Raw genomic sequence first — 23,023 nt, forward strand, 5'->3', positions numbered from 1 at the left:
TACCCGGAGGGGTATTAATCCCGGGTGTCGATTCGATACCCCCCAGGGTATTTGACAAGGCGAATGCCGACGCTTACCGTCGAAAACGTAATACCCCCCGGGGTATCCACCCACCTTGTTTCGGAGGTTTCCGTGTTCTTCTCGCAGTACTACCTCGAGTGCCTGTCCCAGGCGTCGTACATGATCGCCGACGAGACCACAGGACAGGCGGTGGTCGTGGACCCGCGCCGGGACGTGACGGAGTACCTGAACGACGCCGAGGCCCGTGGCTTCACCGTGGTGGGCGTCATCAACACGCACTTCCACGCGGACTTCGTCGCCGGTCACCTGGAGGTGGCCGCCCGCACCGGCGCGTGGATCGGCTACGGGCGCCGGGCCGAGACCGAGTACGCGATCCGCGAGCTGGCCGAGGGCGACACCATCGGCCTCGGCGACGTGACGCTGAAGATCATGGAGACCCCGGGCCACACGCCGGAGTCGATCAGCGTGCTGGTGTACGAGCGCGCCGAGGACACCGTCCCGTACGGCGTGCTGACCGGTGACGCGCTGTTCATCGGCGACGTCGGCCGCCCGGACCTCCTCGCCTCGGTCGGGGTGACCGCCGACGAACTGGGCGCGATGCTGCACGACAGCGTGCAGCACAAGCTGATGGGCCTGCCCGACGCGGTGCGGGTCTTCCCCGCCCATGGTGCCGGGTCCTCCTGCGGCAAGAACCTGTCCACCGAACGGCAGTCGACGATCGGCGAGCAGCGCGCCACCAACTACGCGTGCGCGCCGATGAGCGAGCAGGACTTCGTCGCGATCGTGACCGCCGGTCAGTCGGCGGCGCCGGGGTACTTCGCCTACGACGCGGACCTCAACCGCCGGGAGCGGGAGCTGTTCGACCCGGCGAGCGCGTCGCGGGCGCTGGGCACGGCGGACTTCCTGGCCGGGCGTGCGGCGGGCGCGGTGGTGGTCGACGCGCGCGATCCGCAGGAGTTCGCCGTCGGGCACGTGCGCGGGGCGGTCAACGTCCCGGCCGACGGCCGGTTCGCCGAGCAGGCAGGCACCGTGCTGCCGCTCGGCGCGGAGCTGCTGGTAGTGGCGCCGGAGGACCGTGCGGAGGAGATCGTCACCCGGCTCGCCCGGGTCGGCTTCGACCGGGTGGCCGGGTACCTGGCCGCGCCCGACGAGGCCCTGGAGACGATGGCCGAAGAGGTCGCCCCGGCCAGCCGCCTGACCGCGGCCCGGCTGCGCGCCGAGCTGGACGGCGAGAACCCGCCGGTCGTCCTCGATGTCCGCAACTGCGGCGAGCGCGCCGAGAACGGGTCCGTCGAGGGCGCTCTGCACATCGCCCTGGGAGAACTCCCCCGCCGTCTCGACGAGATCCCGCGCGACAGGCCGCTGGTCCTGCACTGCGCGGGCGGCCACCGCTCCTCCATTGCCGCCAGCCTGCTGCGCCACGAAGGGTTCCAGGACGTCTCCGACGTACTCGGCGGCTGGGCCGCCTGGTCCCTGCTGAACACGCCCACCGCCGCCTGACTCCGGCACCCGTTCCCTGTTCCGCCCGTCCCCCGTTCCCGTTTCCTCTTCACGGAGTAGTTCCCCATGACGACCGACGCCCCGCGCGCCGCCGCCTGCACGCCCGCCGCCCTCCAGCACCTGACCAAGACCGGCGAAGGCCCCCGGCTGCTGGACGTGCGTACGTCCGGCGAGTTCCGGACCAGTCACATACCCGGCGCCCACAACGTGCCCCTGGACACCCTGCGCAAGCACCGCATGGAGCTGCGGCAGCACCTCGACGAGGACGTGGTGCTGGTCTGCCGCTCCGGTGCCCGCGCCGCGCAGGCGGCGGCGGCTCTCGCCGAGGCGGGCCTGCCCGGCCTGCGGGTCCTCGACGGCGGCATGCTGGCCTGGGAGGCTTCCGGTGCCCCGGTCGACCGCGGCCCGGCGCGCTGGGAGCTCGAGCGTCAGGTCCGTCTCGTCGCCGGTTCGATCGTGCTGGTCACCGGCGTCGTGGGCTTCTTCGTCCCCGGTGTGCACCTGATCGGCACCGCGATCGGCGCCGGACTGACCTTCGCGGCCCTCAGCAACACCTGCGCGCTGGGCATGGCGCTCTCCAAGCTGCCCTACAACCGCGGCCCGCGCACCGACATCCACACCGTCACCGCCGCCCTGCGCGACCGGCCGGTCCTGTGATGCCCCTGTTCCCCCGCGCCGGCGGGAACCGCTCACGAAACGCCGCCGGGCACCCGGTCGCCGGCGGACACGGCAACGACGGCCCGGCGGCATGACCGCCCTGATCCTCGCGCTCGTGGCCGGAGCCGTCGTCGGCCTGGCGCTCGGCGGACTCGGCGGTGGCGGTGGCGTCCTCGCGGTCCCCGCCCTGACCTACCTGATCGGCCTGCCCCCTGCGGACGCGATCACCGCCAGCCTGATCATCGTCACCCTGACGTCCGTCACCGCGCTCACCGGGCATGCCCGGGACGGCAACGTGGTCTGGCGGACCGGGCTGCTGTTCGCGGCGGCCGGTGTCGTCCCCGCCCTGCTCGCCGGGGCGGTCGCCGGTCACCTGCCCCGGCTCGGCCTGACCGTCGCCTTCGCGGCCGTCGCGGGGCTCGCCGCCCTGCGCATGCTGCGGCCCGCACCCGCCACGGCCGCGGGCGAGGCCCGTCCCGCAAGAGCGGGCGCCGCAGGCGCCGGACTCGGCGCCGTGACCGGGCTGTTGGGTGTGGGCGGCGGCTTCCTCGCCGTACCGGCTCTGGCGCGGATACTGAACCTCCCGATGCGCCGGGCCATCGGCACCAGCCTGCTGGTCATCACCATCAACTCGATCGCCGCGCTCGGCGCCCGGGCGGGCACCGGCGTGCATCTGGACTGGGCCGTCATAGCGCCCTTCACCGCCGCCGCGATCCTCGGCGCCCGCGACGGCAAACGGTACGCGCAACGGCTCAGCGGCAACACGCTGCAGCGCCTCTTCGCCTACGCGCTCCTCGCGGTCGCGGCCCTCATGCTCGCCGACGTATTCGTCTGATCCGGGGACGCCCTCGCGCCCGGGCCCCGTACGCAGGACACTTGTGACCGCAGGCAACTGTTGATCTCGGAGGGGGAACCCATATGCGGGACAGCCATCGGGCCGAGGCCGAGCGGCTGTTGGGACGGGCCGTGGAGGAGGAGGTCCGTCGTTCGGGCGGGCGCGTCGACGGGGGCGTGCTGCTCTCGCGGGCGCGCGGCGCACTGGACGCCATGGCGCAGACAGCGGACGAGGAGTACGCCGCGTACACCGGGGCGCTCGACGAGTCGGAGGCGGGCCTGCTCACCTTCGGGCAGCGGTACGCGAGGGAGGGCGCCGGAACTCCGTTGCTGGTGGCGGTCGTTGCGGCGGTCGCGGCCGGGGTGTCCGACCTGTCGTTCGGCACCAGCGTCGGCACCGCCCTGGGCACCGGCGCGGTCGTCGCCGTGGCGGGCGCGGCGGCCACCGTCGTGAAGGTGACGGCCGCCCACGTCCCCGCGGCCAGTCGCCGCGCCGGGGAGCTCAGCAGGCCCGGCGGCCCCGAGCAGCTGCGACTGCAGTGGCTGACGGCACTTGAGGTGCGCGGCATCCGGCCCTTCCTCGACCAGCAGCGCGTCCTCGCCGCGTCGACCGGCGCGCACGCCGCGAAGAAGCCCGCGCCCCAGCTGCGCGGCACGGACAAGAGCGCGGCGGCGCGCAGGCGCAGCGTGCTGCAGCAGTCCTTCGCCCAACTCACCGAGACGGCGGCCCCCTTCGTGGGGCGCAGGACCGAACTGGGCCGGATCGCGCAGTGGGTGCACGCGGCGCGCGCCAGCACCGACACCCGGCCCACGGTGGTCATGCTGCACGGCGTGCCGGGCTCGGGGCGGACCTCGCTTGCGGTGCGGGCGGCGCACGACCTGCGGGACCAGTTCCGCGGCGCGTGCGTGGTGGACCTGCGCGGCGGCGCCACGCAGGAGTCGCCGATGTCCACGCGCGACGCCCTGCTGCATCTGCTGAACCGATTGGGCGCGCCGCGCGAGCAGTTGCTCTTCCGCGAGCGGTCCTCGCAGGAACAGCAGGTCAAGCGGCTCAGCGAGCTCTATCACCAGTATCTGACCGGCCTCGCGGTGACGATCGTGCTCGACGACGCAAGCGATGCCGAGCAGGTCCGCACGCTGGTCCCGGAGCGCTCGGACAGCCTCGTCCTCGTCACCTCCAGGGAGCCGCTCGAACTGCCCGGCGACCTGCCCGCGTGGGTGCACGTGCTGCCGGTCGAGGCGCTGGACGAGGCGGCCGCCGAGGAGCTGCTCCGCGAGTCCGCCGAGGACCTCTCCGGGCCCTACGACGCCGAATCGGGCGACTCGGTGCGGGAGTTGTGCGGCGGGCTGCCGCTGGCGCTGCGCGCCGCGGGCTCCTCGCTCGGTCCGCGTACGCCGCGTCAGCTGGCCTCGGACCTGTCGGCGTACGGGCCCGCCGAGAAGGTCGGCCCGGTCGAGCGCGTCCTGTGGCTGCGCTACGCCGACCAGTCCGAGCAGGCCAGGCGGCTGCTGCGCCGCCTGGCACTGGCCGGGCGCGCCTCGCTGGGCGCGGCCGCCGCGGCGGCACTGCTCGGCGCGGACGAGCAGGAGGCGGACCGGCAGCTGACGGCGCTCTCCCGCGCGGGCCTCGTCGAAGTGCCCCGCCCCCGGGACCACGAGGGCGAAGGCGCCCCGCCCGGCAGCCGCTACCGCCTGCACGACGTCGTACGTTCCTTCGCCCGCACCCGCCTCCTCGACGAGGAGGAGCCCGCCGAGCGCACGGCCGCGCAGGAACGACTCATCGCCAGCTACGGCGAGCTGGCCGACACGGTGATCCGCCTGGTCGACGGCAAGACGTCCACGCGCGCCGATCAGTTCGGGCAGCATGGCTTCACCTCGCTCGACGCGGCGCTGCGCTGGCTGGACGACGAGTCGACGTTCATCACGGCGGCGCTGCGGCACGCGGAGGGCGTCGACCAGACGGCCGTGCTCAACCTCCTCGGCGCCCTGTGCGACTACTGCCTGCTGCGCGGCGACCTCTACCGGCTCGGTGAGATCAACGAACTCACCCAGGCCATCGACCAGGGCCTCCTCGGCCGCAGCGTGCAGTGGCGCACCGGCATCGCCGCCCGCCAGCTCGGCGAGCTCGACCAGTCGCGTACGACGCTGAACTCCGTCGTCGACCTGTACTTCGAGGCCCACCAGGACGCGGCGGCCGCCCGCGCGCTCGGCTCCCTCGGCATCACGCTGCACCACCAGGGCAATCTCACCGAGGCCGCGGCACGCCTGACGGAGGCCCTCGATCTGCAGGACACCGACGAGCTGGCGGGCGACCGCGCCTGGACGCTGCACGCGCTCGCGGCGGTCGAGCGGGACCGCGCCCACCTCGCGCACGCCCTCGGCATGCTGGAGACGGCGCTCGCCCTGCATCACCAGAGCGGCTCGGTGCACGGCGAGGCCTGGACGCACTTCCAGCTCGGCCAGCTCTGCCTGCGCATGGGCGACGTACCCCGCGCGGAGGAGGAGCTGCGGGGCGCCCTCGACCTGTACGGCCGCACCCGCGACCCGCGCGGCGAGGCCTGGGCCCTCACACAGCTGGCGCGGGCCCGGCTGGTCGACGGCGACCCCTCACCGGCCGTCGACGGGCTGCGCCAGGCGGTCTCCCGGCACCGGGACAACGACGACGCGCGCGGCGAGGCCTGGTCCCTCTACTACCTCGGGCAGGCACTGGAGGAGGCGGGCAGCCTCGACCAGGCGGTGCGCGACCTGGAGCGGGCCCGCACGATGTTCTCCCGGATGCGGGACGTGTACGGCCTGGCCTGCGCCCGGCACCACTCGGCGCGCGTCACCCGCGACCAGCGCGCGGCGCAGACGGGCTCGCTGCGCAACTCCGGCTTCGCCCGCCAGCTCCTGGTGGACGCCCGCGCCGACTTCCAGCGCATCGGCGTCGCGCACGGCGAGGCCTGGACGTGTCTGGAGCTGGTGGTCGTGGACGCGGGCAACAACCGCAGCCAGCAGGCGCTCGCCCTGTGCGACGAGGCCATCGAGCTCTTCACCTCGTACGGCGACCGCCGCGGCGCCGACTGGGCCCGCTTCCTGCGCTGCACCCTGCTGCCGTACGCCTCGCCGGGCGGCTGGGAGATCGGCACGGCGGTCGCACAGGAGGAGCTCAGCCAGCTCGCCCGCGCCGACCACCCGACCCGCGACGGGAAACTCACCGACTGCGTCCAGGCCTATGCCCTGCTCCTGGAGCGCGGCGCCGACCTGGAGACGGGCTGGCAGGCGTGGCGCCTGGGCATGGTGCCGAGTCGGCACGCGAGGGAGGTCATGGGGGTGGACGTACCGGGCCGGGAGTGAGCGGATCTCCCCCAATAGGGGCATCCCTTGCACCGACGGCCTACGAACGTGAGCGCCCGCGGCCGCCCCGGGTGAGGCTCGCATGGACCGCCTTCTCCTTCTGTGAAGAGGTATCCATGCGTACGCGCAGCATCGTCACCGCAGCCGCCCTCACCCTCGTCACCGTCCTCGGTGGCGCCGGCGCCGCGGTCGCCGACCCCGGTCCCGACGCCAACGCCGAAGCCACGGTCAGCAACTCCCCCGGCGTCCTCAGCGGCAACTCGCTGCAGGTCCCCGTCGACCTCGGCCTCAACCTGTGCGGCAACAGCGTCGACGTCATCGGCCTGCTCAACCCGGCCCTCGGCAATCAGTGCAGGAACGACTGACGGCCGCAACGGCCTGACGCCCCGCGTGCGCCCCCCGGACGCGCTCCGCGCATCGGCCGCATGAACCATGCGGACGGGTGGGCTTCGCCCGAAGGCCGTGTACGGCTCGAACGGACCGGAAAAGCCTTCTTGCGATCTTCACACCCACAAGAAAGGACTGCTTCATGCGTTTGCGTACTGCTGTAGCCACCACTGTCCTGGCCGCCATCACCGTCCTCGGCGGGGCGGGCATCGCCTCCGCCAACGACGGCCCCTACGGAGTCGACAACGACGCCGTCAACGTCGAGCACCACGAGGTCAACGTCGCGGCCTTCGGCGACATGGTCCTGGACTGACCGGCACCACCAGCAGACAGCTCAGCCCCCTCTCGCCTTCGGGCGGGAGGGGTCCGGTCTTTTCGGGCGCTACTTCCCGGCGCCCGGCTTCTTCTCCGGCGCGGAACCGGCGGCCTCGCCCGCCGACGCGCCGACGGGCTCCTTCTCCGACCTCTCCTCGGGGTCCTTGAAGTCCACCTTGCGCATGTGCCGGTTCATCGACTTCATGAGGCCCCAGACGGCCAGTGCCATCACCGCGAAGACGATGAAGCCGAGGACGCCGGGCGTCACCTTGTCGTCGTCGACCTCCTTGGCAAGAGGGACGAGATGCGTCATTGCCAGATGTGCGTTCACGCTAGGCATTGTCGCGGATGCCCGCAAAGAGGTCGTCCTCGGGGAGGGAAGTATCGACGAGCGACTTCGCGAGCTCGTACTCCTCCGTGGGCCAGACCTCCTTCTGGATCTCCATCGGCACCCGGAACCAGCCGCCGTCGGGGTCGATCTGCGTGGCGTGTGCGATCAGGGCCTTGTCACGGGTCTCGTAGAAGTCGGCACACGGAACGTGCGTGGTCAGCGTGCGCTCGACCCGCTCGAACTCGTCCCACCGCTTGAGCCAGTCCCCGTACGGCGACTCCAGGCCACGGTCGATCATCGCGTGGTGCAGCGCCTCGGTGCGCGGCCGGTTGAAGCCCTGGTTGTAGTAGAGCTTCTGCGGCTGGAAGACCGGGCCGAACTCGCTCTCGGGGTACTTCTCGGCGTCGGCCGCACCGTCGAAGGCCACCATCGAGATCTTGTGGGTCATGATGTGGTCGGGGTGCGGGTACCCGCCGTTCTCGTCGTACGTCGTGATGACCTGCGGACGGAACGAGCGGATCTGCCGGACCAGCTCACCGGCCGCCTTGTCGACGTCCTCCAGGGCGAAGCAGCCCTCGGGCAGCGGCGGCAGCGGGTCGCCCTCGGGCAGGCCGGAGTCGACGAAGCCGAGCCAGTCCTGCTTGACGCCGAGGATCTCGCGCGCCTCGTCCATCTCCTTCCTGCGCACCTCGTGGATGTGCTCCTGGATGTACTTGTCGCCCTGGAGCTTGGGGTTGAGGATGTCGCCACGCTCCCCGCCCGTGCAGGTCACCACGTGCACGTCCACCCCCTCGGACACGTACTTGGCCATGGTGGCCGCGCCCTTGCTCGATTCGTCGTCGGGGTGGGCGTGAACGGCCATCAGTCGCAGCTGCTGAGTCAAGACTCGATCCTCAAGGTATTGGGCGCCCTCGTGATTCCGGCGCATCAGGCGGCTTCTATAGTGACGGAACCGGGGGGCGGAAAATTCCGGCATCCCCTGTTCCTGGAGGACGATCATGGCGGCGGCGGGCTCGAAGCTCCCCGAGGGGCACTCGGAGGAGCTCCCGGCGGGAACTCCCGGCGGGCTTCCCGAAGGGCGGTACGGCCGCGCGCGCACGGCCGACGAAGCCGCCGACCGCAAGCTGAAGATCATCGGCTCGGTGCTCGGCGTGCTCCTGCTCGGCGTCATCGGCTGGTTCGGCTACGACTACGTCAACGGCGCGAAGGTCAGCGGCGAGATCATCAAGTTCGACGTCGTCTCCGACCACGCCGTCGAGGCCCATCTGGAGGTCCGCAAGGACACCGGGGCCAAGGGCTACTGCACCCTGCGCTCGCAGGCCGAGTCCGGCGCCGAGGTCGGCCGCGCGGACTTCCGCTTCGACCAGCGCACGGACCGCATCGACAAGGTCGTCACGCTGCGTACGACGAAGAAGGCCACCAGCGTCGAGCTGCTGGGCTGCCACTCGGACTGAGGTCGGACGGCTTTACCGCGCCCACCTGCGTTGACGCAAATCTGATGGCTTATGTCCTCCCCCTCGGCCTCCCGAATTGTTAGGCTCGTGGTTTCGCCCACCCGAGAAGGAACATCCTTCTGGGTAGGGCGATGCTTTGTATTCCCAGTACCTACGAGGAGCACCTGTGACCCAGACCAGCGACAACGTCACCTGGCTGACCCAGGAGGCGTACAACCAGCTCAAGGCCGAGCTGGAGTATCTGTCTGGTCCTGCGCGCACCGAGATCGCGACGAAGATCGCGGCGGCGCGCGAGGAGGGCGACCTGCGTGAGAACGGCGGGTACCACGCGGCCAAGGAGGAGCAGGGCAAGCAGGAGCTCCGCGTCCGCCAGCTGACTCAGCTCCTTGAGTATGCGCGCGTGGGCGAGGCCCCGGCCGACGACGGCGTCGTGGAGCCCGGCATGGTCGTCACCATCGCCTTCGACGGCGACGAGGACGACACCTTGACGTTCCTGCTCGCCTCTCGTGAGTACGCGAGCGCCGACATCGAGACGTACTCGCCGCAGTCCCCGCTGGGCACCGGCGTGAACGGCAAGCGGGTGGGCGAGGACGCGGAGTACGAACTGCCGAACGGCAAGTTCGCCTCCGTGAAGATCCTCGCGGCCAAGCCGTACTCGGCCTGACACCCGTATCGCGGACACGACAGGGCCCCGGCGCAGCACGCGCCGGGGCCCTGTCGTGTCCCGGTCCGTGTCTCAGGCCGTCGCCGAGCGGTACTTGCGCACAGCCAGCGTGCGGAAGAGCAGGATGATCAGCACCGACCAGATCAGCGAGGCCCACACGGGGTGCTCCATCGGCCACGCCCCGGTCACGGACTTCGGAACGCCGTCGATCGTGTTGCCGAACAGTTCACGGGCCGCGGCCACCGTGGCACTGAAGGGGTTCCACTCGGCGACGTACTGCAGGAACCGTGGCATGCCGTTGACCGGCACGAACGCGTTCGAGATGAACGTCAACGGGAACAGCCAGATCAGGCCACCCGATGTCGCCGCCTCCGGTGTCCGCACGGACAGGCCGATCAGTGCGCCGATCCAGGTGAATGCATAGCCGAGCAGCAGGAGCAGGGCGAAGCCCAGGAGCACCTTGCCGATGTTCTCGTGGGTGCGCCAGCCGACGAGCAGGGCAACCACCGCGAGCACCGCGAGCGTGATGGCCGTCTGCACGAGGTCGGCGAGGGTGCGGCCGGTGAGGACCGCGCCGCGCGCCATGGGCAGCGAACGGAAGCGGTCGATGAGGCCCTTGTGCATGTCGTCGGCGATGCCCGCCCCCGCGCCCGCGGTGGCGAAGGTGACGGTCTGCGCGAAGATGCCCGCCATCAGGAATTCCTTGTACGCCCCGGCGCTGACGCCCGCGCCCGGAATGGCGATCGAGCCGCCGAAGACATACGTGAACAGGACCACGAACATGACCGGCTGGATGATCCCGAAGAGGATCATCTCGGGAATCCTGGTCATGCGGATCAGGTTGCGCTTGGCGACGACCAGGGAGTCCCTGACGGACTGGCCGATGCCGCCGGCGGGCCTGGGCCCGGCGGTGGGCACGGCGTCGGTGACGGTGCTCACTTGGCGGTCTCCTTCTGGCTCTCGGCGTCGGCGTCGGCGCCCTCTCCCTTGGTCTCGTCCGCCACTTCGGCGACGTGTCCGGTGAGGGAGATGAAGACGTCGTCGAGGGTCGGGCGGCGCAGGCCGATGTCGTCGATCTCCACACCGCGGGCGTCCAGCTCGCGGATGACCTCGGCGAGCAGCTTGGCGCCGCCGGTGACGGGGACGGTCAGCTTGCGGGTGTGCTGGGCGACGGCGACCTCGCCCTTGCCGAAGCCGCGCAGGATCTCGGACGCGGTCGCGATGTGCTCGCGCTCGTGCACCACGACCTCGACGCGCTCGCCGCCGGTCTGGCCCTTGAGCTGGTCGGAGGTGCCGCGGGCGATGACGCGGCCGTGGTCGACGACGCAGATGTCGTGCGCGAGGTGGTCGGCCTCTTCGAGGTACTGCGTGGTCAGGAGCAGGGTCGTGCCGCCCTGGACGAGCTCCTGGATGACCTCCCACAGCTGCTGGCGGTTGCGCGGGTCCAGGCCGGTGGTCGGCTCGTCCATGAACATCACGGGGGGCGAGACGACGAGCGCGGCGGCGAGGTCGAGGCGGCGGCGCATGCCGCCGGAGTACGTCTTGGAGGGGCGGTCCGCGGCGTCGGCGAGGTTGAACCGGTCGAGCAGCTCGGCCGCCCTGGCCTTCGCCTGCTTGGCCCGCATCTGGTAGAGCTGGCCGACCATCTGGAGGTTCTCGCGGCCGGTCAGATACTCGTCCACGGCCGCGAACTGGCCGGACAGACCGATGGAGCGCCGCACCTCGTTGGGGTGCTTGAGGACGTCGATGCCCGCGACGACCGCTCTGCCGCTGTCGGGCCTGAGCAGCGTCGTGAGGCAGCGGACCGCCGTGGTCTTCCCCGCGCCGTTCGGTCCGAGGAGGCCGAGCACGGTTCCTTCCGGGACATCCAGATCGACGCCGTCCAGAGCCCGTACGTCACCGAAGGTCTTCACCAGACCTTCGGCGTAGATCGCGCCTGGCATGTGGGTTCTCCCCTGATGTGGATTGCTTCGGGTGAAGTTCCTACGGAAAAGCTTAGATTTGCCGGACTTGGTGCGCCCGGCGACAGGTGACGAGAGGCACACCATAACGCGATACATCGCGTTGGCTCAGCTGTTTTTCCAAAGTCCCGGACACGACCAGGTGGCGCGGGTTCAGCCGATGACCGTGTAGCCCGCCGCCCGCAGCGCCGTGCCCACCTCGACGCAGTGCTCGGGCCCCTTCGTCTCCAGGTGCAGTTCCACCTCGGCCTCCGTGAGCCCGAGGCGGGGGTCCGTGCGCACGTGGCTCACGTCGAGGACGTTGGCGTCCACCTCCGACAGCACGCCGAGGAGCGTCGCCAGCGCCCCGGGGCGGTCGGTGAGGCGCAGCCGCAGCGAGAGGTAGCGGCCCGCCGCCGCCATGCCGTGCCGCAGGATGCGCTGCATCAGGAGCGGGTCCACGTTGCCGCCCGAAAGCAGCGCCACCACCGGGCCCTCGAACGCCTTCGGGTCGCTCATCAGGGCCGCGACGGGGCTGGCACCGGCCGGCTCGACGACCAGCTTCGCCCGCTCCAGACAGAGCAGCAGGGCGCTGGAGAGCTCGTCCTCGGAGACCGTGACGACGTCGTCGACCAGGTCCTCCACCAGCCGAAACGGTACGTCTCCGGGGCGTCCCACCTTGATGCCGTCGGCCATCGTCGCGGGGTTCTTGACCGACACCGGGTGCCCGGCGGCCAGCGAGGGCGGATAGGCCGCGGCCCCGGCCGCCTGCACGCCGATCACCTTCACGTCCGGGCGCAGCGCCTTGACCGCGACCGCGATGCCCGCCACGAGCCCGCCGCCCCCGATGCCGACGAGGAGGCTGCGCACCTCGGGGCACTGCTCCAGGATCTCCAGGCCGACCGTGCCCTGCCCCGCGATGATGTCCGCGTGGTCGAAGGGGTGGATGAAGACCGCGCCCGTCCGGTCCGCGTACTCCTGCGCGGCGGCCAGCGTCTCGTCGACCACCTGGCCGTGCAGCCGCACCTCCGCGCCGTAGTCGCGCGTCGCGGCGACCTTGGGCAGCGGCGCTCCGGCCGGCATGAACACCGTGGAGCGCACGCCGAGGAGCGAGGAGGCCAGCGCCACGCCCTGGGCGTGATTGCCCGCGCTTGCGGCGACCACACCGGCGGCGCGCTCCTCGGGGAGCAGGCCCGCGATCCGTACGTACGCGCCGCGCAGCTTGAACGAACCCGTCCGCTGCAGGTTCTCGCACTTGAGGTGCACAGGGGCTCCGACCAGCCCGGACAGGTACCTGCTGCCCTCCATCGCCGTCATCCGGGCCACTCCGGAGAGCATCTTCTGCGCACCGCGCACATCGTCGAGGGTCACCGTCGGGAGGGACTTCGGCAAGGAGTGCGGCGTGCGGTAGCTCATGACGGCAAGTCTTGCAGCCGACGCCCCGGTCCTCCTGGGATGACCAAGGAACGAGACCGTTCTCCCCCGGGTTTGCGCAGCGCAGGTACGGTACCCGCCGCGGCCGCGTACCCTGTCCCCCAACCCATCGCCCTCGCATGAAGTGAGCCCCCGGCCATGCCCACAACTCCGGACATGACGACCGCCAGCGAGCCCGCCCTCCTGGACAGCCTGCAACACCAGGTGGCGGTCTTCGCCCGCCGCGCGGAGCAGACTCGCCTCGGCGGCGTCGGCCAGGTCCGCAACTCCATGGACCGCGCCGCCTATCTGCTGCTCAACCGCCTCGACAAGGAGGGGCCGATGGGCGTCAAGGCGCTCGCGGCGAGCATGGGCATCGACTCCTCGACCGTCACCAGGCAGGTCGCCCCGCTCGTCGACACGGGCCTCGTCAAGCGGACCTCGCACCCCGAGGACGGCCGCGCCGTGGTGCTCCAGCTGTCGCCGCGCGGCCAGGCCAGACTCGACGAGGTGCGCTCCTCGCGGCGCGAGCTGATGGCCGAGCTGACGCAGGACTGGGACCCGGCGGAGCGCGAGAGCTTCTGTGCGCTCCTCACACGCTTCAATTCCGCCCTCAGTGCGCGCCAGACGTCACAGACGGCACCCGTGGGAGAGGTTCCGGCCACTCCGGAGTCTTGACCCCGGCCCCGCGTCTGGCCTCATATGAGACCGGGATCCCCCTTCCTCGTGGCCGGGAGGTGCGGTGCGAGAACGGCAGGCGCTCCAGAGCGCCCGCCGTGCCCGGGAGTTCGAGGCGTTCGTCGCGGGCGCGGCAGGGCGGCTCCTGCATGCCGCGACCCTGCTCACCGCCGAGCCCCCGGACGACAACCCGCGCGCGCGTGCCCTGCTGACCGCGGCGCTCGCGCACACCTACGCGTCCTGGGACCGGCTGCGCGGCGAGGACCCCTACGACCGCACCCGCCAGCAGGTCGCCCTCCGCTTCGGCCGCGCGGCCTGGCGCCTCCGCCGCGGCCACGGCGGGGTCCTGGACCGGCTGCGGCCCCAGGAGCGGCTGATTCTCGTCCTGCGGATGTACGAGGGCGTGGCCGAGGAGCAGACGGCGGCGCTCCTCGGACTGCCCACCGAGCGGGTCCGGGGGGTCTGCGCCCGCGCCACCGCGACGGTGCTGCATCCGCCGCGGGGTCCCGCGCCCGCACGGACGCTGAGCGGGGCGGCGCCCTCATGAGTCAGTACGAGCGCAAGGAACAGGCGATCCGGCGGATCCTGGAGGGCGCGACGCCCGCCGTGCCGCCCGAACTCCTCCACGACGCGGTACGGCGGGGCAGCCGGTCGCTGCGGCGCCGCAGGGCGGTGCGGCGGGCCCTGTGGACGCTGCTCTTCGCCGCCGCGGTGGCGTTCGTCGTGTGGGCGTCCGTCGCCCGGCCGTGGGTGGAGCCGCCGACGGACACGACCCCACCCCTGACCCGCTGGTGACTAGCCCAGCGCCTGCTGCAGGTCGGCGATGAGGTCGTCCGCCGACTCGATGCCCACCGAGAGCCGCACGAGGTCCGCGGGGACCTCCAGGGCCGAGCCCACGACCGAGGCGTGCGTCATGCGGCCCGGGTGCTCGATCAGGGACTCGACGCCGCCCAGGGACTCGCCCAGGGTGAACAGCTTGGCCCGGTTGCAGACCTCGACGGCCGCCTCTTCGCCGCCGTCGACCTGGAACGACACCATGCCGCCGAACGACCTCATCTGCTTGGCGGCGATCTCGTGACCGGGGTGCTCCGGAAGGCCCGGGTACAGGACGCGGCTCACGCGCGCGTGCCGGGTCAGCATCTCGGTGACCTTGGTGGCGTTCTCGCTGTGCCGGTCCATGCGCACCGCGAGGGTCTTGATGCCGCGCAGCACCAGCCAGGCGTCGAAGGGCCCGGCGACCGCGCCCATCGCGTTCTGGTGGTACGCCAGCTCCTCGCCCAGCTCCGCGTCGTTGACGACGAGCGCGCCGCCGACGACGTCCGAGTGGCCGCCCATGTACTTCGTCATGGAGTGCACGACGACGTCCGCGCCGAGCGCGAGCGGCTGCTGGAGGTAGGGGCTCGCGAAGGTGTTGTCGACGACGAGGCGCACCCCGGCGTCACGGGCGATCTGCGCGACCGCGGCGATGTCGGTGATGCCGAGCAGCGGGTTGGAGGGGGTCTCCACCCAGATCGCCTTCGTGCGGTCGGTCAGCGCGGCCCGCACGGCCTCCGGGTCGGAGGTGTCCGCGACGGACCACTCCACGCCCCACCGCGAGACGACCTTGGCGAAGAGCCGGAAGGTGCCGCCGTACGCGTCGTTGGGGATCACCACGTGGTCGCCGGGGGCGAGCAGCGTACGGAGAAGGCAGTCCTCGGCCGCCAGTCCGGACGCGAAGGCGAGTCCGCGGCGGCCGCCCTCCAGTGCGGCCAGGTTCTCTTCGAGGGCGGTCCTCGTCGGGTTGGCGCTGCGGCTGTACTCATAGCCGCCGCGCAGACCGCCGACGCCGTCCTGCTTGTAGGTCGAGACCTGGTAGATGGGCGGGACGACGGCGCCGGTGAGGGGGTCGGCGGTGTTGCCCGCGTGGATCGCCACGGTCTCGAAGCTCTGCGTGCTGTGCGAGTCACTCATGCGGCCTGAGCGTAGTGCGCGCACGGGTCCTTCTGCCGGGTCGGTCCGGGTACGTCCCGGCAGGTTGGCCAATTGTCCGACGCGTCTGGTTCGCTTGTGTCATGGAGATTCTCTGGTTCCTGTTCGCGGTGATCATGATCGGTGCGGTCCTGGGGCCCGTACTGCTGCGCAGGCGCGGCGGAATCCGGCAGGTGGCCCCCGGCTCGCCGGACGCCGCGGACCCGGCGAATTACGGCTTCCTGCGCCAGGAGGAGCTGGACATCCGCATGCCGGGTCCTGACGCGGATCTCCTCGAAGTGCTCGACCTCGTGCAGCGCACGCAGGAGTGGAAGGCCGCGTCCCAGCTGCTCGCGGGCACGGAGACGCACGGTGAGCGGCGCTGGCAGCGCGTGCAGGCCTTCGCGGGCGCGGCCTCCCTGGAGCTGCAGCAGCGGCCCGGCGGCGTCAGCGACAACCCCGGCGGGCAGTGGCTGCGCGTATGGCGTGCCGAGACGCCCAAGGACGCGGGCGGCGCGGCGGTGCACGCGGAGTTCCTCGTGCAGCAGGCGTGGCGCACGGCGGCGCAGGGGACGGACGAGTTCCGGATCATCCTCGAGGAGGCGAAGGAGGCCTGCGCGCAGGCGGCGCTGCTCTCCCCCGGCGACCCGGTGCCGTACATCATCGAGCTCTCCATCGCCCGCGGACTCGCGTACCCCCGCGAGGAGTTCGAGCAGCTCTGGCTCAAGATCCTGGACCGCGCGCCCGCGCACATGGGCGCCCACCTCGCGGCGCTGCACTACTGGTGCGAGAAGTGGCACGGCTCGCGCGACCTCGCGTACGACTTCGCGGAGGCCGCCGCCGCCCGCGCGCCCCGCGGCTCCCTGCTCGCGGCGCTCCCCCTCTTCGGGGTCTACGAGCACCTGCCCGAGGTCAACCTGGTGCGCGGTTTCTACGAGAGCGAGGTCGTCACCAAGGCCGTCGAGGGTGCGCTGTTCGCGGTGCACTCCGCGCGCGCGGACGACCCGATGCTGGCGCACGTCCGCCATCTCCTGGTCTTCTTCCTGGTCCGCAGCCAGCGCTGGTCGGAGGCGATGAACCAGCTGGTGCACGTGGACGGCCACGTGGGCGCGCTGCCGTGGACCCTCTCCGAGGACCCTGCTTCGGACTACGCGGTGTACCGCGCGCTGGCGGTCGCGGGGTACGAGGCGAACGGCGGCAGCCCGGCGACGCTCTCGCACTGAGCCCCGCCCTGCGCCCTCCGACCTCCGGCCTCCGGCCTCCGACCGGAATGCGCCACCCCGTCCGTACGTTGACGGGGTAGACCCCTGTCACGCACGAGGAGAGACCCCATGATCTTCGGCCGCACGCCCGAGCTCCCGACCGCCGAGCAGGCCCTCAAGGGCCGGGCGACCCCGGAATTCGAGGTCCCCTCCCGCCACACGGTCCTCGGCAACCAGCTGCTCGGCCCCTACCCCGACGGGCTGGAGGTGGCGGACTTCGCGCTGGGCTGCTTCTGGGGCGCGGAGCGCAAGTTCTGGCAGACCGAGGGCGTCTGGACGACGTACGTCGGCTACCAGGGCGGCTACACGGAAAACCCCTCCTACGAAGAGGTGTGCTCCGGCCTGACCGGCCACACGGAGGCGGTCCGCGTCGTCTTCGACCCGTCCAAGGTCACGTACGCCGAGCTCCTGAAGCTGTTCTGGGAGTCCCACAACCCCACGCAGGGCTTCCGCCAGGGCAACGACGTGGGCACGCAGTACCGCTCGGCGATCTACACTCACTCCCCCGAGCAGGAGGAGACGGCGACGGCGTCCCTGGCGGCCTTCCAGAAGGTCCTGACGGCCGCGGGCCACGGCACGATCACGACGACGGTCCTCCCGGCGTCCGACCGCACGTTCTGGCCCGCGGAGGCATACCACCAGCAGTACTTGGACAAGAACCCCGACGGCTACTGCGGCATCGGCGGCACGGGCGCGACGCTCGACTCCCCGTCGGAGACGAACTGGGGCCGCTCCTGCCCGACCGGGGTGGCCCAAGCGGAGGGCTGAGCACCACGTGCCGGGGGAGGCAGAACCGAGACCCGACGTCTCCTCCACCCTCCCCCCCCCACCGAGCCCCTCAGTCGACCCCGAGGTCACGCCGCATGACGCGGCGGAGTTCAGCGACGGCCGCGTCGTTCCCCGCCTCCAGCTCCGCGCAGGCCTCGCTGTCGGCCTGACGCCCCCTCCACGCCCCTCTGCCCTCAGCGAATCTGCCGCCAGCCGAGATTTCGGACAGGGGCGGGGGCCGCGGGCAACAGTGGAGGGAGAGCGGGGCGTTGGGTGCCGCTGGGGACTTGGGAGGCGTTATGTCGGTGCGGGAGAGTGGCTGGGAGAACTCGCGGCCGCGGGGTGAGGACGGGGACACCGCCCCCTCGCGGTTCGACGACCATCTCGCCGCGCAACTGCTCAACCAGCGGATCGTGTTCCTCGGGACGCAGGTCGACGAGGTGTCCGCCAACCGCGTGTGCGCGCAGATGCTGTTGCTGTCGGCGGAGGACCCGAAGACCGACATCAGTCTGTACATCAACAGCCCGGGCGGGTCCGTCACCGCCGGGCTCGCCGTCTACGACACCATGCGGCTCATCCCGAACGACGTGGCCACCCTCGCCATGGGGTTCGCCGCGAGCATGGGGCAGTTCCTGCTGAGCGTGGGCACGCACGGGAAGCGGTTCGCGCTGCCCAACGCGCGGATCATGATGCACCAGCCCTCGGCCGGGATCGGCGGCACCACCGCGGACATCGCCATCCAGGCCGAGAACCTGGAGTTCACGAAGCGGACCATCGAGCGGCTCACCGCCGAGCACACCGGGCAGAGCCCGGAGACGATCTCGCGGGACGGCGACCGCGACCGCTGGTTCACCGCCGAGCAGGCCAAGGAGTACGGAATGGTCGACCACGTGGTCGCCTCGCTGGACGACGTGCGGCCCGCCGGGTCGAAGCGCCGTATCGGACTGGGAATCTGAGGAGGGGGAAGAGCAATGAGTCAGTACACCATTCCCACCGTCGTCGAGCGCACCCCGCAGGGCGGCGAGCGGGCCTACGACGTCTACAGCAGGCTGCTCTCCGAGCGGATCATCTTCCTCGGCACGGAGATCGACGACGGCGTCGCCAATGTCGTCATCGCGCAGCTGCTGCATCTTGAATCGTCCGCCCCCGAGCGCGAGGTCTCCATCTACATCAACTCGCCCGGCGGATCCTTCACTTCACTCATGGCCATCTACGACACCATGAGCTTCATCACCGCGCCGATCTCGACGTTCTGCGTCGGCCAGGCCGCCTCGACGGCCGCCGTGCTGCTCGCGGGCGGCGACCCGGGACGGCGGTTCGTGCTCGACCACGCCCGCGTACTGCTCGGGCAGCCCGCGAGCCGTGGCCAGCAGGGCACGGTGTCGGACCTCAGCCTGCAAGCGAAGGAGATGCTCCGCATCCGCTCGCAGGTCGAGGAGGTGCTGGCCCACCACACGCACCACGACATCACGACGCTCCGCGCCGACATGGACCGCGACAAGTTCTTCACCGCGCAGGAAGCGGTCGCGTACGGCCTCGCGGACCAGGTGCTCAGCAGGCGCGCGCTGCCCGCCGCAGCCTAGGCGGCCAGGCGCACCTCGCCCTGGTACGAAGCCCTGGCCGGCCTCGCGCGGGGAAGGCCGGCCAGCCGGGTCTGGGCCAGGGACAGCAGGTCGGGCAGGCCGAGGCCGAGTGCGCGGGCGGCGGCCGCGAGGACCTCGGAGGAGGCCTCCTTGCGGCCGCGCTCCAGCTCGGAGAGGTAGGGCATGGAGATCCGGGCGGCCTCGGCCACGTCCTTGAGCGTGCGCTCCTGCGCGAGGCGCTCACGGCGCAGGACGTCACCGACGACGTCGCGCCAGAGGGGTTCCTTGCCCGCCGCGGTCTCCCTGGACGGGGCGGGGTTCGGCGCCGCCTTGACCGGGCGCAGGGGGATGACGCGGGCTTCGTTCGCCTTCTGGCGCTCTTGGCTGCTCACTTCCCCAGCGTAGGAGGGGTACGGCCGTCGGCGCAGTGCGGAGCGTTCCGCCGCCCGCGAAATCCCCGGGTCCAAGCACCCGTCACGTCTTCGGCGAACCCACCGACGACGCGTCCCGCCCCCAGCTCGCGAGCAGCCGCAGCCCCTGCGCCGACGCCGAGTCCGGCTCCGCGTGGTACATCATCAGGGACTGGTCGCAGTCGTCCGGCAGCCGCAGCGTCTCGAACGACAGCGTCAGGTCGCCCACCAGCGCGTGGCGCATGTGCTTGACGCCGTGCCCCTTCTCCCGGACGTCGTGCGTCGCCCACAGGCCCCTGAACTCCTCGCTCTTCACGGAGAGTTCGCCGACCAGCGCGGACAGCTCGGGGTCGTTGGGATAGCAGCCCGCGTCCATCCGCAGATAGCTGACGATGTCCGACGCCTTCTGCTCCCAGTTCACGAACAGCTCGCGCGAGCGCGGGTCGAGGAAGCAGATGCGCGCCCAGTTCCGGTCGCCCGGCGCGAGCTCGCCCCAGTCGCCGAAGAGCGCCGCGGCGAGCGCGTTCCAGCCGAGGATGTCCGTCCGGCGGCCGACCACGTACGCGGGCACGGACTGGATGGAGTCCAGGAGCTGCTGCAGGGCGGGCCGCATGTGCTGCTGGCGCGCCGCCCGCTTCTTCTTGAGGGTCTTCGGCTTCGCGAGCCGCGTCAGGTGTGCGTGCTCCGCGTCGGTGAGCCGCAGGGCCCGCGCGATGGCGTCGAGCACCTCGCCGGAGACGTTGCGGCCGTTGCCCTGCTCAAGACGGGTGTAGTACGCGACGGAGACCCCGGCGAGCTGCGCGAGCTCCTCGCGGCGCAGCCCGGGCACCCTGCGGTGCCGTCCGAAATTCGGCAGGCCGACGTCCTGGGGCTGCAGCCGGGCCCTGCGGGTGCGCAGGAATTCACTCAGCTCGGCCCGGCTGTCGAGGAGCGCGGGGTTCTCGTCCATGCTTCCAGTATCCAGGCTCGTACGTCCCCGAGCCTGACCCCGCCAGTGGTAGGCACAGTGGTCGTAGGCAGAACGGGTGTCTGGGTGACACCGCAGGTCAGTGGCAGCCTCGAAGACATGACTGAGCAGATCACCACCGTTTCCGCCTACGCCGCTCCCGCCCCCGAGGCGCCCCTGGAGCGGACCACCGTGCCGCGCCGCGCCGTCGGCGAGTTCGACGTCCTGATCGACATCAAGTACGCCGGTATCTGCCACTCGGACATTCACCAGGCCCGCGACGGCTGGGGCAAGGGCATCTACCCGATGGTGCCCGGCCACGAGATCGCCGGTGTCGTCACCGAGGTCGGCCCCGGTGTCACCAAGTTCACCGTGGGTGACCGCGTCGGCGTCGGCTGCATGGTCGACTCCTGCCGCGAGTGCGAGAACTGCAAGGCGGGCCTGGAGCAGTACTGCGCGCAGGGCAACATCGGCACGTACAACGCGCTCGACAAGAACGGCGAGCCGACCTACGGCGGCTACTCCACGCACATCGTCGTGGACGAGGCGTTCACCGTCCGCATCCCCGACGGGCTCTCGCTCGACGTGGCCGCGCCGCTGCTCTGCGCGGGCATCACCACGTACTCCCCGCTCGCGCACTGGCACGCGGGCCCCGGCAAGAAGGTCGCCGTCGTCGGCCTCGGCGGTCTCGGCCACATGGCCGTCAAGATCGCGCACGCCATGGGCGCCGAGGTCACCGTCCTGTCGCAGACCCTGCGCAAGAAGGACGACGGCCTGAAGCTGGGCGCCGACCACTACTACGCAACCAGCGACGACGCCACGTTCGAGCAGCTCACGGGCTCCTTCGACCTGATCCTCTCCACGGTCTCCGCGCCGCTGCCCCTGGACAAGTACCTGGGCCTGCTGCGCACGGACGGCGCCTTCGTGAACGTCGGCGCCCCCGAGGAGCCGGTCTCCCTCAACCTGTTCTCCGTGATCGCCGGCCGCAAGACCCTCGCGGGCTCCGGCATCGGCGGCATCCAGGAGACGCAGGAGATGCTGGACTTCTGCGCCGCGCACGGGCTCGGCTCGGAGATCGAGCTGATCCGCGCCGACCAGATCAACGAGGCGTACGAGCGGGTCCTCGCCAGCGACGTGCGCTACCGCTTCGTGATCGACACCGCGACGATCTGACGTCGGCGGTGCGGGTTCCCGTGGCCTGAAGCAGTCTCGGGCGGGGGGCCTAGTCCTCATGGCGCACCGCGCCGGACCCGTACGACCGATGCGGCGCCCGGCCTGCCGGTCCTAGCGTTGTTCCCGTACCGGACGGACAACGCGCAGGGCCGAAAGGCCGGGAGGTCACACGATGTCGATCGAGCTGAACCACACCATCGTCGCGGCGCGGGACAAGAAGGAGTCCGCCCAGTTCCTCGCGGACATCCTGGGCCTGGAGGTGAGCCCCCAGTACGGCCCCTTCATCCCGGTGGAGATCCCCAACGGCGTGACCCTCGACTTCTACGACGGCGACGGCGTGCCGCTCACGCCCCAGCACTACGCCTTCCTCGTCTCCGACGACGAGTTCGACGAGATCTTCGGGCGCATCAAGAGCCGCGGCCTCACCTACTGGGCCGACCCGTACCACCAGCGCGTCAACGAGACCAACACCAACGACGGCGGCCGCGGCGTCTACTGGGACGACCCGAACGGCCACAACCTGGAGATCATCACCAGGCCCTACGGCTCCGGGAGCTGATCCGGGAGCTCGGCGTCCGTCACGAGCCTGAAGCGTTCGAGGACGCACAGCGTGGCGTCGTCGACGGTGAAGTCCGGGTCGCCGAGCGCGGCCCGCATCTCGGCGCCGTGCCAGTGCTCCTCGTGCCCCGCCCGCCATTGGGCGACGGTCTCGTCCCCCTCGCCCTCGTCCACGACGTGGGCGAGGTCCACGTCGGCGAGCGCCACGACGCGTACGCCGGTCACCTCGATGACGGCCACCGGCCGGTCGTCGGAGTCGACGACGACGGCGCGCTCCCCCACCACGGGCAGCGGTTCGCCCTCGTGCTCGTAGTCGACGACCAGACCGGTCGTCGAGGTCTTGGAACCGTCGAGGATGGCCGCCACGAGCTGATCGCGCAGCGGTCCGGGAAAGGCGAACTCGGCCTTGGGAAGCGGCTCGTCGGCCCGGTCCGCGGCCTCCGTGATCTCCGTCATGGGCTCACCCTATGCTCGGCGCCCGCACCCCAGTCCCAGAGCGCCTGCAGAACTGGGCCCAACTGGCGCCCGTGCGGGGTCAGTTCGTAGGTCACCGTGGCGGGCCAGCCGGGTGTGCGGGTGCGGTGGGCCACGCCTGCGGAGACGAGTTGCGCGAGGCGTTCGGTCAGCACCTTGTCGGACAGGGTCGGGAGCGCGGCGGCCAGCTCGCCGTACGCAAGGCTTTCGTGACGCAGCAGTTCGCGGACGACGAGCGTGGTCCAGCGGCCGCGCAGGGCGGCGAGCGTGATCTCCACGGGGCAGGCGGGGCTGGGGGCGGCGATCTCGGCCAGTGCGTCGTCCGGGAGACCGGGCCGCACGCCGCTTACCGTTCGGTGAGTCACGAGAGGG

27 protein-coding genes are annotated in these 23,023 nt (G+C 71.3%); 17 read left to right on the forward strand and 10 right to left on the reverse strand.

Features of this window, described 5'->3' with window-relative positions; translation table 11 throughout:
- Nucleotides 1-132 precede the first annotated feature (132 nt).
- The 6 genes from ABZV77_RS06345 (at nucleotide 133) to ABZV77_RS06370 (ending at nucleotide 7,048) form a co-directional block, all read left to right on the forward strand.
- On the forward strand, nucleotides 133-1,521 hold the full coding sequence (locus ABZV77_RS06345) for an MBL fold metallo-hydrolase (RefSeq protein WP_356250953.1): 1,389 nt from the start codon (nucleotides 133-135) through the stop codon (nucleotides 1,519-1,521).
- 66 nt (nucleotides 1,522-1,587) lie between these two features.
- Nucleotides 1,588-2,178: a rhodanese-like domain-containing protein gene (locus ABZV77_RS06350; RefSeq protein ID WP_356250956.1), complete on the forward strand. Its 591-nt coding sequence runs from the start codon at nucleotides 1,588-1,590 to the stop codon at nucleotides 2,176-2,178.
- A 91-nt stretch (nucleotides 2,179-2,269) separates the two neighbouring features.
- Complete coding sequence (locus tag ABZV77_RS06355; protein ID WP_356250959.1) at nucleotides 2,270-3,013, forward strand: sulfite exporter TauE/SafE family protein; 744 nt, start codon at nucleotides 2,270-2,272, stop codon at nucleotides 3,011-3,013.
- A gap of 83 nt (nucleotides 3,014-3,096) precedes the next feature.
- Nucleotides 3,097-6,348: an NB-ARC domain-containing protein gene (locus ABZV77_RS06360; protein WP_356250962.1), complete on the forward strand. Its 3,252-nt coding sequence runs from the start codon at nucleotides 3,097-3,099 to the stop codon at nucleotides 6,346-6,348.
- A gap of 116 nt (nucleotides 6,349-6,464) precedes the next feature.
- Nucleotides 6,465-6,713, forward strand: a complete 249-nt coding sequence (locus tag ABZV77_RS06365) for a chaplin (protein ID WP_356250965.1) — start codon at nucleotides 6,465-6,467, stop codon at nucleotides 6,711-6,713.
- A gap of 164 nt (nucleotides 6,714-6,877) precedes the next feature.
- Nucleotides 6,878-7,048, forward strand: coding sequence for a hypothetical protein (locus tag ABZV77_RS06370; RefSeq protein ID WP_306334155.1), 171 nt, complete (start codon nucleotides 6,878-6,880; stop codon nucleotides 7,046-7,048).
- Nucleotides 7,049-7,117: 69 nt separating this feature from the next.
- On the opposite strand, the gene ABZV77_RS06375 is transcribed toward ABZV77_RS06370, so the two are convergent.
- Together ABZV77_RS06375 and mca are read right to left on the reverse strand one after the other, a co-directional pair.
- Nucleotides 7,118-7,390 carry a hypothetical protein gene (locus ABZV77_RS06375; protein ID WP_356250968.1) on the reverse strand — a complete coding sequence of 91 codons (273 nt, stop codon included), beginning with the start codon at nucleotides 7,388-7,390 and terminating at the stop codon, nucleotides 7,118-7,120.
- Nucleotides 7,383-8,264 (reverse strand): mycothiol conjugate amidase Mca, encoded by an 882-nt coding sequence (mca, locus tag ABZV77_RS06380; protein WP_356250971.1) that lies wholly within the window; start codon nucleotides 8,262-8,264, stop codon nucleotides 7,383-7,385. Before mca ends, ABZV77_RS06375 begins: the two co-directional genes overlap by 8 nt.
- A gap of 115 nt (nucleotides 8,265-8,379) precedes the next feature.
- Between mca and ABZV77_RS06385 the strand changes: the two genes are divergently transcribed.
- Nucleotides 8,380-8,835: a DUF4307 domain-containing protein gene (locus ABZV77_RS06385; protein WP_356250974.1), complete on the forward strand. Its 456-nt coding sequence runs from the start codon at nucleotides 8,380-8,382 to the stop codon at nucleotides 8,833-8,835.
- A gap of 166 nt (nucleotides 8,836-9,001) precedes the next feature.
- Complete coding sequence (greA, locus tag ABZV77_RS06390) at nucleotides 9,002-9,499, forward strand: transcription elongation factor GreA (RefSeq protein ID WP_356250977.1); 498 nt, start codon at nucleotides 9,002-9,004, stop codon at nucleotides 9,497-9,499.
- 72 nt (nucleotides 9,500-9,571) lie between these two features.
- On the opposite strand, the gene ABZV77_RS06395 is transcribed toward greA, so the two are convergent.
- The 3 genes from ABZV77_RS06395 to ilvA form a co-directional block, all read right to left on the reverse strand.
- On the reverse strand, nucleotides 9,572-10,438 hold the full coding sequence (locus ABZV77_RS06395; protein ID WP_356250980.1) for an ABC transporter permease: 867 nt from the start codon (nucleotides 10,436-10,438) through the stop codon (nucleotides 9,572-9,574).
- A complete protein-coding gene (locus ABZV77_RS06400) occupies nucleotides 10,435-11,442 on the reverse strand; it encodes an ATP-binding cassette domain-containing protein (protein ID WP_356250983.1) in 1,008 nt (335 codons plus the stop codon). The genes ABZV77_RS06395 and ABZV77_RS06400 overlap by 4 nt, the downstream gene beginning before the upstream one ends.
- A gap of 171 nt (nucleotides 11,443-11,613) precedes the next feature.
- A complete protein-coding gene (gene ilvA / locus ABZV77_RS06405) occupies nucleotides 11,614-12,855 on the reverse strand; it encodes a threonine ammonia-lyase (RefSeq protein ID WP_356250986.1) in 1,242 nt (413 codons plus the stop codon).
- Between the two features lie 156 nt (nucleotides 12,856-13,011).
- On the opposite strand from ilvA, the gene ABZV77_RS06410 reads away from it, so the two are divergent.
- From ABZV77_RS06410 to ABZV77_RS06420, 3 genes are all read left to right on the forward strand, one after another.
- Nucleotides 13,012-13,530 carry a MarR family transcriptional regulator gene (locus ABZV77_RS06410; RefSeq protein ID WP_356250989.1) on the forward strand — a complete coding sequence of 173 codons (519 nt, stop codon included), beginning with the start codon at nucleotides 13,012-13,014 and terminating at the stop codon, nucleotides 13,528-13,530.
- A 64-nt stretch (nucleotides 13,531-13,594) separates the two neighbouring features.
- Nucleotides 13,595-14,077, forward strand: a complete 483-nt coding sequence (locus tag ABZV77_RS06415; RefSeq protein ID WP_356250992.1) for a sigma factor-like helix-turn-helix DNA-binding protein — start codon at nucleotides 13,595-13,597, stop codon at nucleotides 14,075-14,077.
- The gene (locus ABZV77_RS06420) at nucleotides 14,074-14,325 is read left to right on the forward strand and encodes a hypothetical protein (protein WP_356250995.1); all 252 of its coding nucleotides are present in this window, start codon (nucleotides 14,074-14,076) and stop codon (nucleotides 14,323-14,325) included. Before ABZV77_RS06415 ends, ABZV77_RS06420 begins: the two co-directional genes overlap by 4 nt.
- Here the strand turns inward: ABZV77_RS06420 and ABZV77_RS06425 are convergent, their stop codons facing one another.
- Nucleotides 14,326-15,480 carry a cystathionine gamma-synthase gene (locus ABZV77_RS06425; RefSeq protein ID WP_356250998.1) on the reverse strand — a complete coding sequence of 385 codons (1,155 nt, stop codon included), beginning with the start codon at nucleotides 15,478-15,480 and terminating at the stop codon, nucleotides 14,326-14,328. It abuts the gene before it with no gap.
- A 101-nt stretch (nucleotides 15,481-15,581) separates the two neighbouring features.
- Between ABZV77_RS06425 and ABZV77_RS06430 the strand changes: the two genes are divergently transcribed.
- From ABZV77_RS06430 to ABZV77_RS06445, 4 genes are all read left to right on the forward strand, one after another.
- A complete protein-coding gene (locus tag ABZV77_RS06430; protein WP_356251000.1) occupies nucleotides 15,582-16,700 on the forward strand; it encodes a hypothetical protein in 1,119 nt (372 codons plus the stop codon).
- Nucleotides 16,701-16,808: 108 nt separating this feature from the next.
- On the forward strand, nucleotides 16,809-17,507 hold the full coding sequence (gene msrA, locus ABZV77_RS06435; RefSeq protein WP_356251003.1) for a peptide-methionine (S)-S-oxide reductase MsrA: 699 nt from the start codon (nucleotides 16,809-16,811) through the stop codon (nucleotides 17,505-17,507).
- 299 nt (nucleotides 17,508-17,806) lie between these two features.
- Nucleotides 17,807-18,463, forward strand: a complete 657-nt coding sequence (locus ABZV77_RS06440) for an ATP-dependent Clp protease proteolytic subunit (RefSeq protein ID WP_356251006.1) — start codon at nucleotides 17,807-17,809, stop codon at nucleotides 18,461-18,463.
- Between the two features lie 15 nt (nucleotides 18,464-18,478).
- Nucleotides 18,479-19,090, forward strand: a complete 612-nt coding sequence (locus ABZV77_RS06445; protein ID WP_356251009.1) for an ATP-dependent Clp protease proteolytic subunit — start codon at nucleotides 18,479-18,481, stop codon at nucleotides 19,088-19,090.
- On the opposite strand, the gene ABZV77_RS06450 is transcribed toward ABZV77_RS06445, so the two are convergent.
- Both ABZV77_RS06450 and ABZV77_RS06455 read right to left on the reverse strand, forming a co-directional pair.
- Nucleotides 19,087-19,434, reverse strand: coding sequence for a helix-turn-helix transcriptional regulator (locus ABZV77_RS06450; protein WP_356252324.1), 348 nt, complete (start codon nucleotides 19,432-19,434; stop codon nucleotides 19,087-19,089). The genes ABZV77_RS06445 and ABZV77_RS06450 overlap by 4 nt on opposite strands.
- A 130-nt stretch (nucleotides 19,435-19,564) precedes the next feature.
- The gene (locus tag ABZV77_RS06455) at nucleotides 19,565-20,449 is read right to left on the reverse strand and encodes a helix-turn-helix transcriptional regulator (RefSeq protein ID WP_356251012.1); all 885 of its coding nucleotides are present in this window, start codon (nucleotides 20,447-20,449) and stop codon (nucleotides 19,565-19,567) included.
- A gap of 117 nt (nucleotides 20,450-20,566) precedes the next feature.
- Between ABZV77_RS06455 and ABZV77_RS06460 the strand changes: the two genes are divergently transcribed.
- Both ABZV77_RS06460 and ABZV77_RS06465 read left to right on the forward strand, forming a co-directional pair.
- Nucleotides 20,567-21,619 carry an NAD(P)-dependent alcohol dehydrogenase gene (locus ABZV77_RS06460; protein WP_356251015.1) on the forward strand — a complete coding sequence of 351 codons (1,053 nt, stop codon included), beginning with the start codon at nucleotides 20,567-20,569 and terminating at the stop codon, nucleotides 21,617-21,619.
- A 172-nt stretch (nucleotides 21,620-21,791) separates the two neighbouring features.
- Entirely contained in the window at nucleotides 21,792-22,178 is a 387-nt protein-coding gene (locus tag ABZV77_RS06465; protein WP_356251018.1) for a VOC family protein, read from the forward strand.
- Here ABZV77_RS06465 and ABZV77_RS06470 read toward each other — a convergent pair.
- The gene (locus tag ABZV77_RS06470) at nucleotides 22,160-22,633 is read right to left on the reverse strand and encodes an ASCH domain-containing protein (RefSeq protein WP_356251020.1); all 474 of its coding nucleotides are present in this window, start codon (nucleotides 22,631-22,633) and stop codon (nucleotides 22,160-22,162) included. The two genes, ABZV77_RS06465 and ABZV77_RS06470, sit on opposite strands and share 19 nt — an antisense overlap.
- Nucleotides 22,630-22,992, reverse strand: a complete 363-nt coding sequence (locus ABZV77_RS06475) for a helix-turn-helix domain-containing protein (RefSeq protein ID WP_356251022.1) — start codon at nucleotides 22,990-22,992, stop codon at nucleotides 22,630-22,632. The genes ABZV77_RS06470 and ABZV77_RS06475 overlap by 4 nt, the downstream gene beginning before the upstream one ends.
- Nucleotides 22,993-23,023 lie beyond the last annotated feature (31 nt).

Source organism: Streptomyces sp. NPDC004732 (assembly GCF_040609235.1).
Classification (GTDB): domain Bacteria; phylum Actinomycetota; class Actinomycetes; order Streptomycetales; family Streptomycetaceae; genus Streptomyces.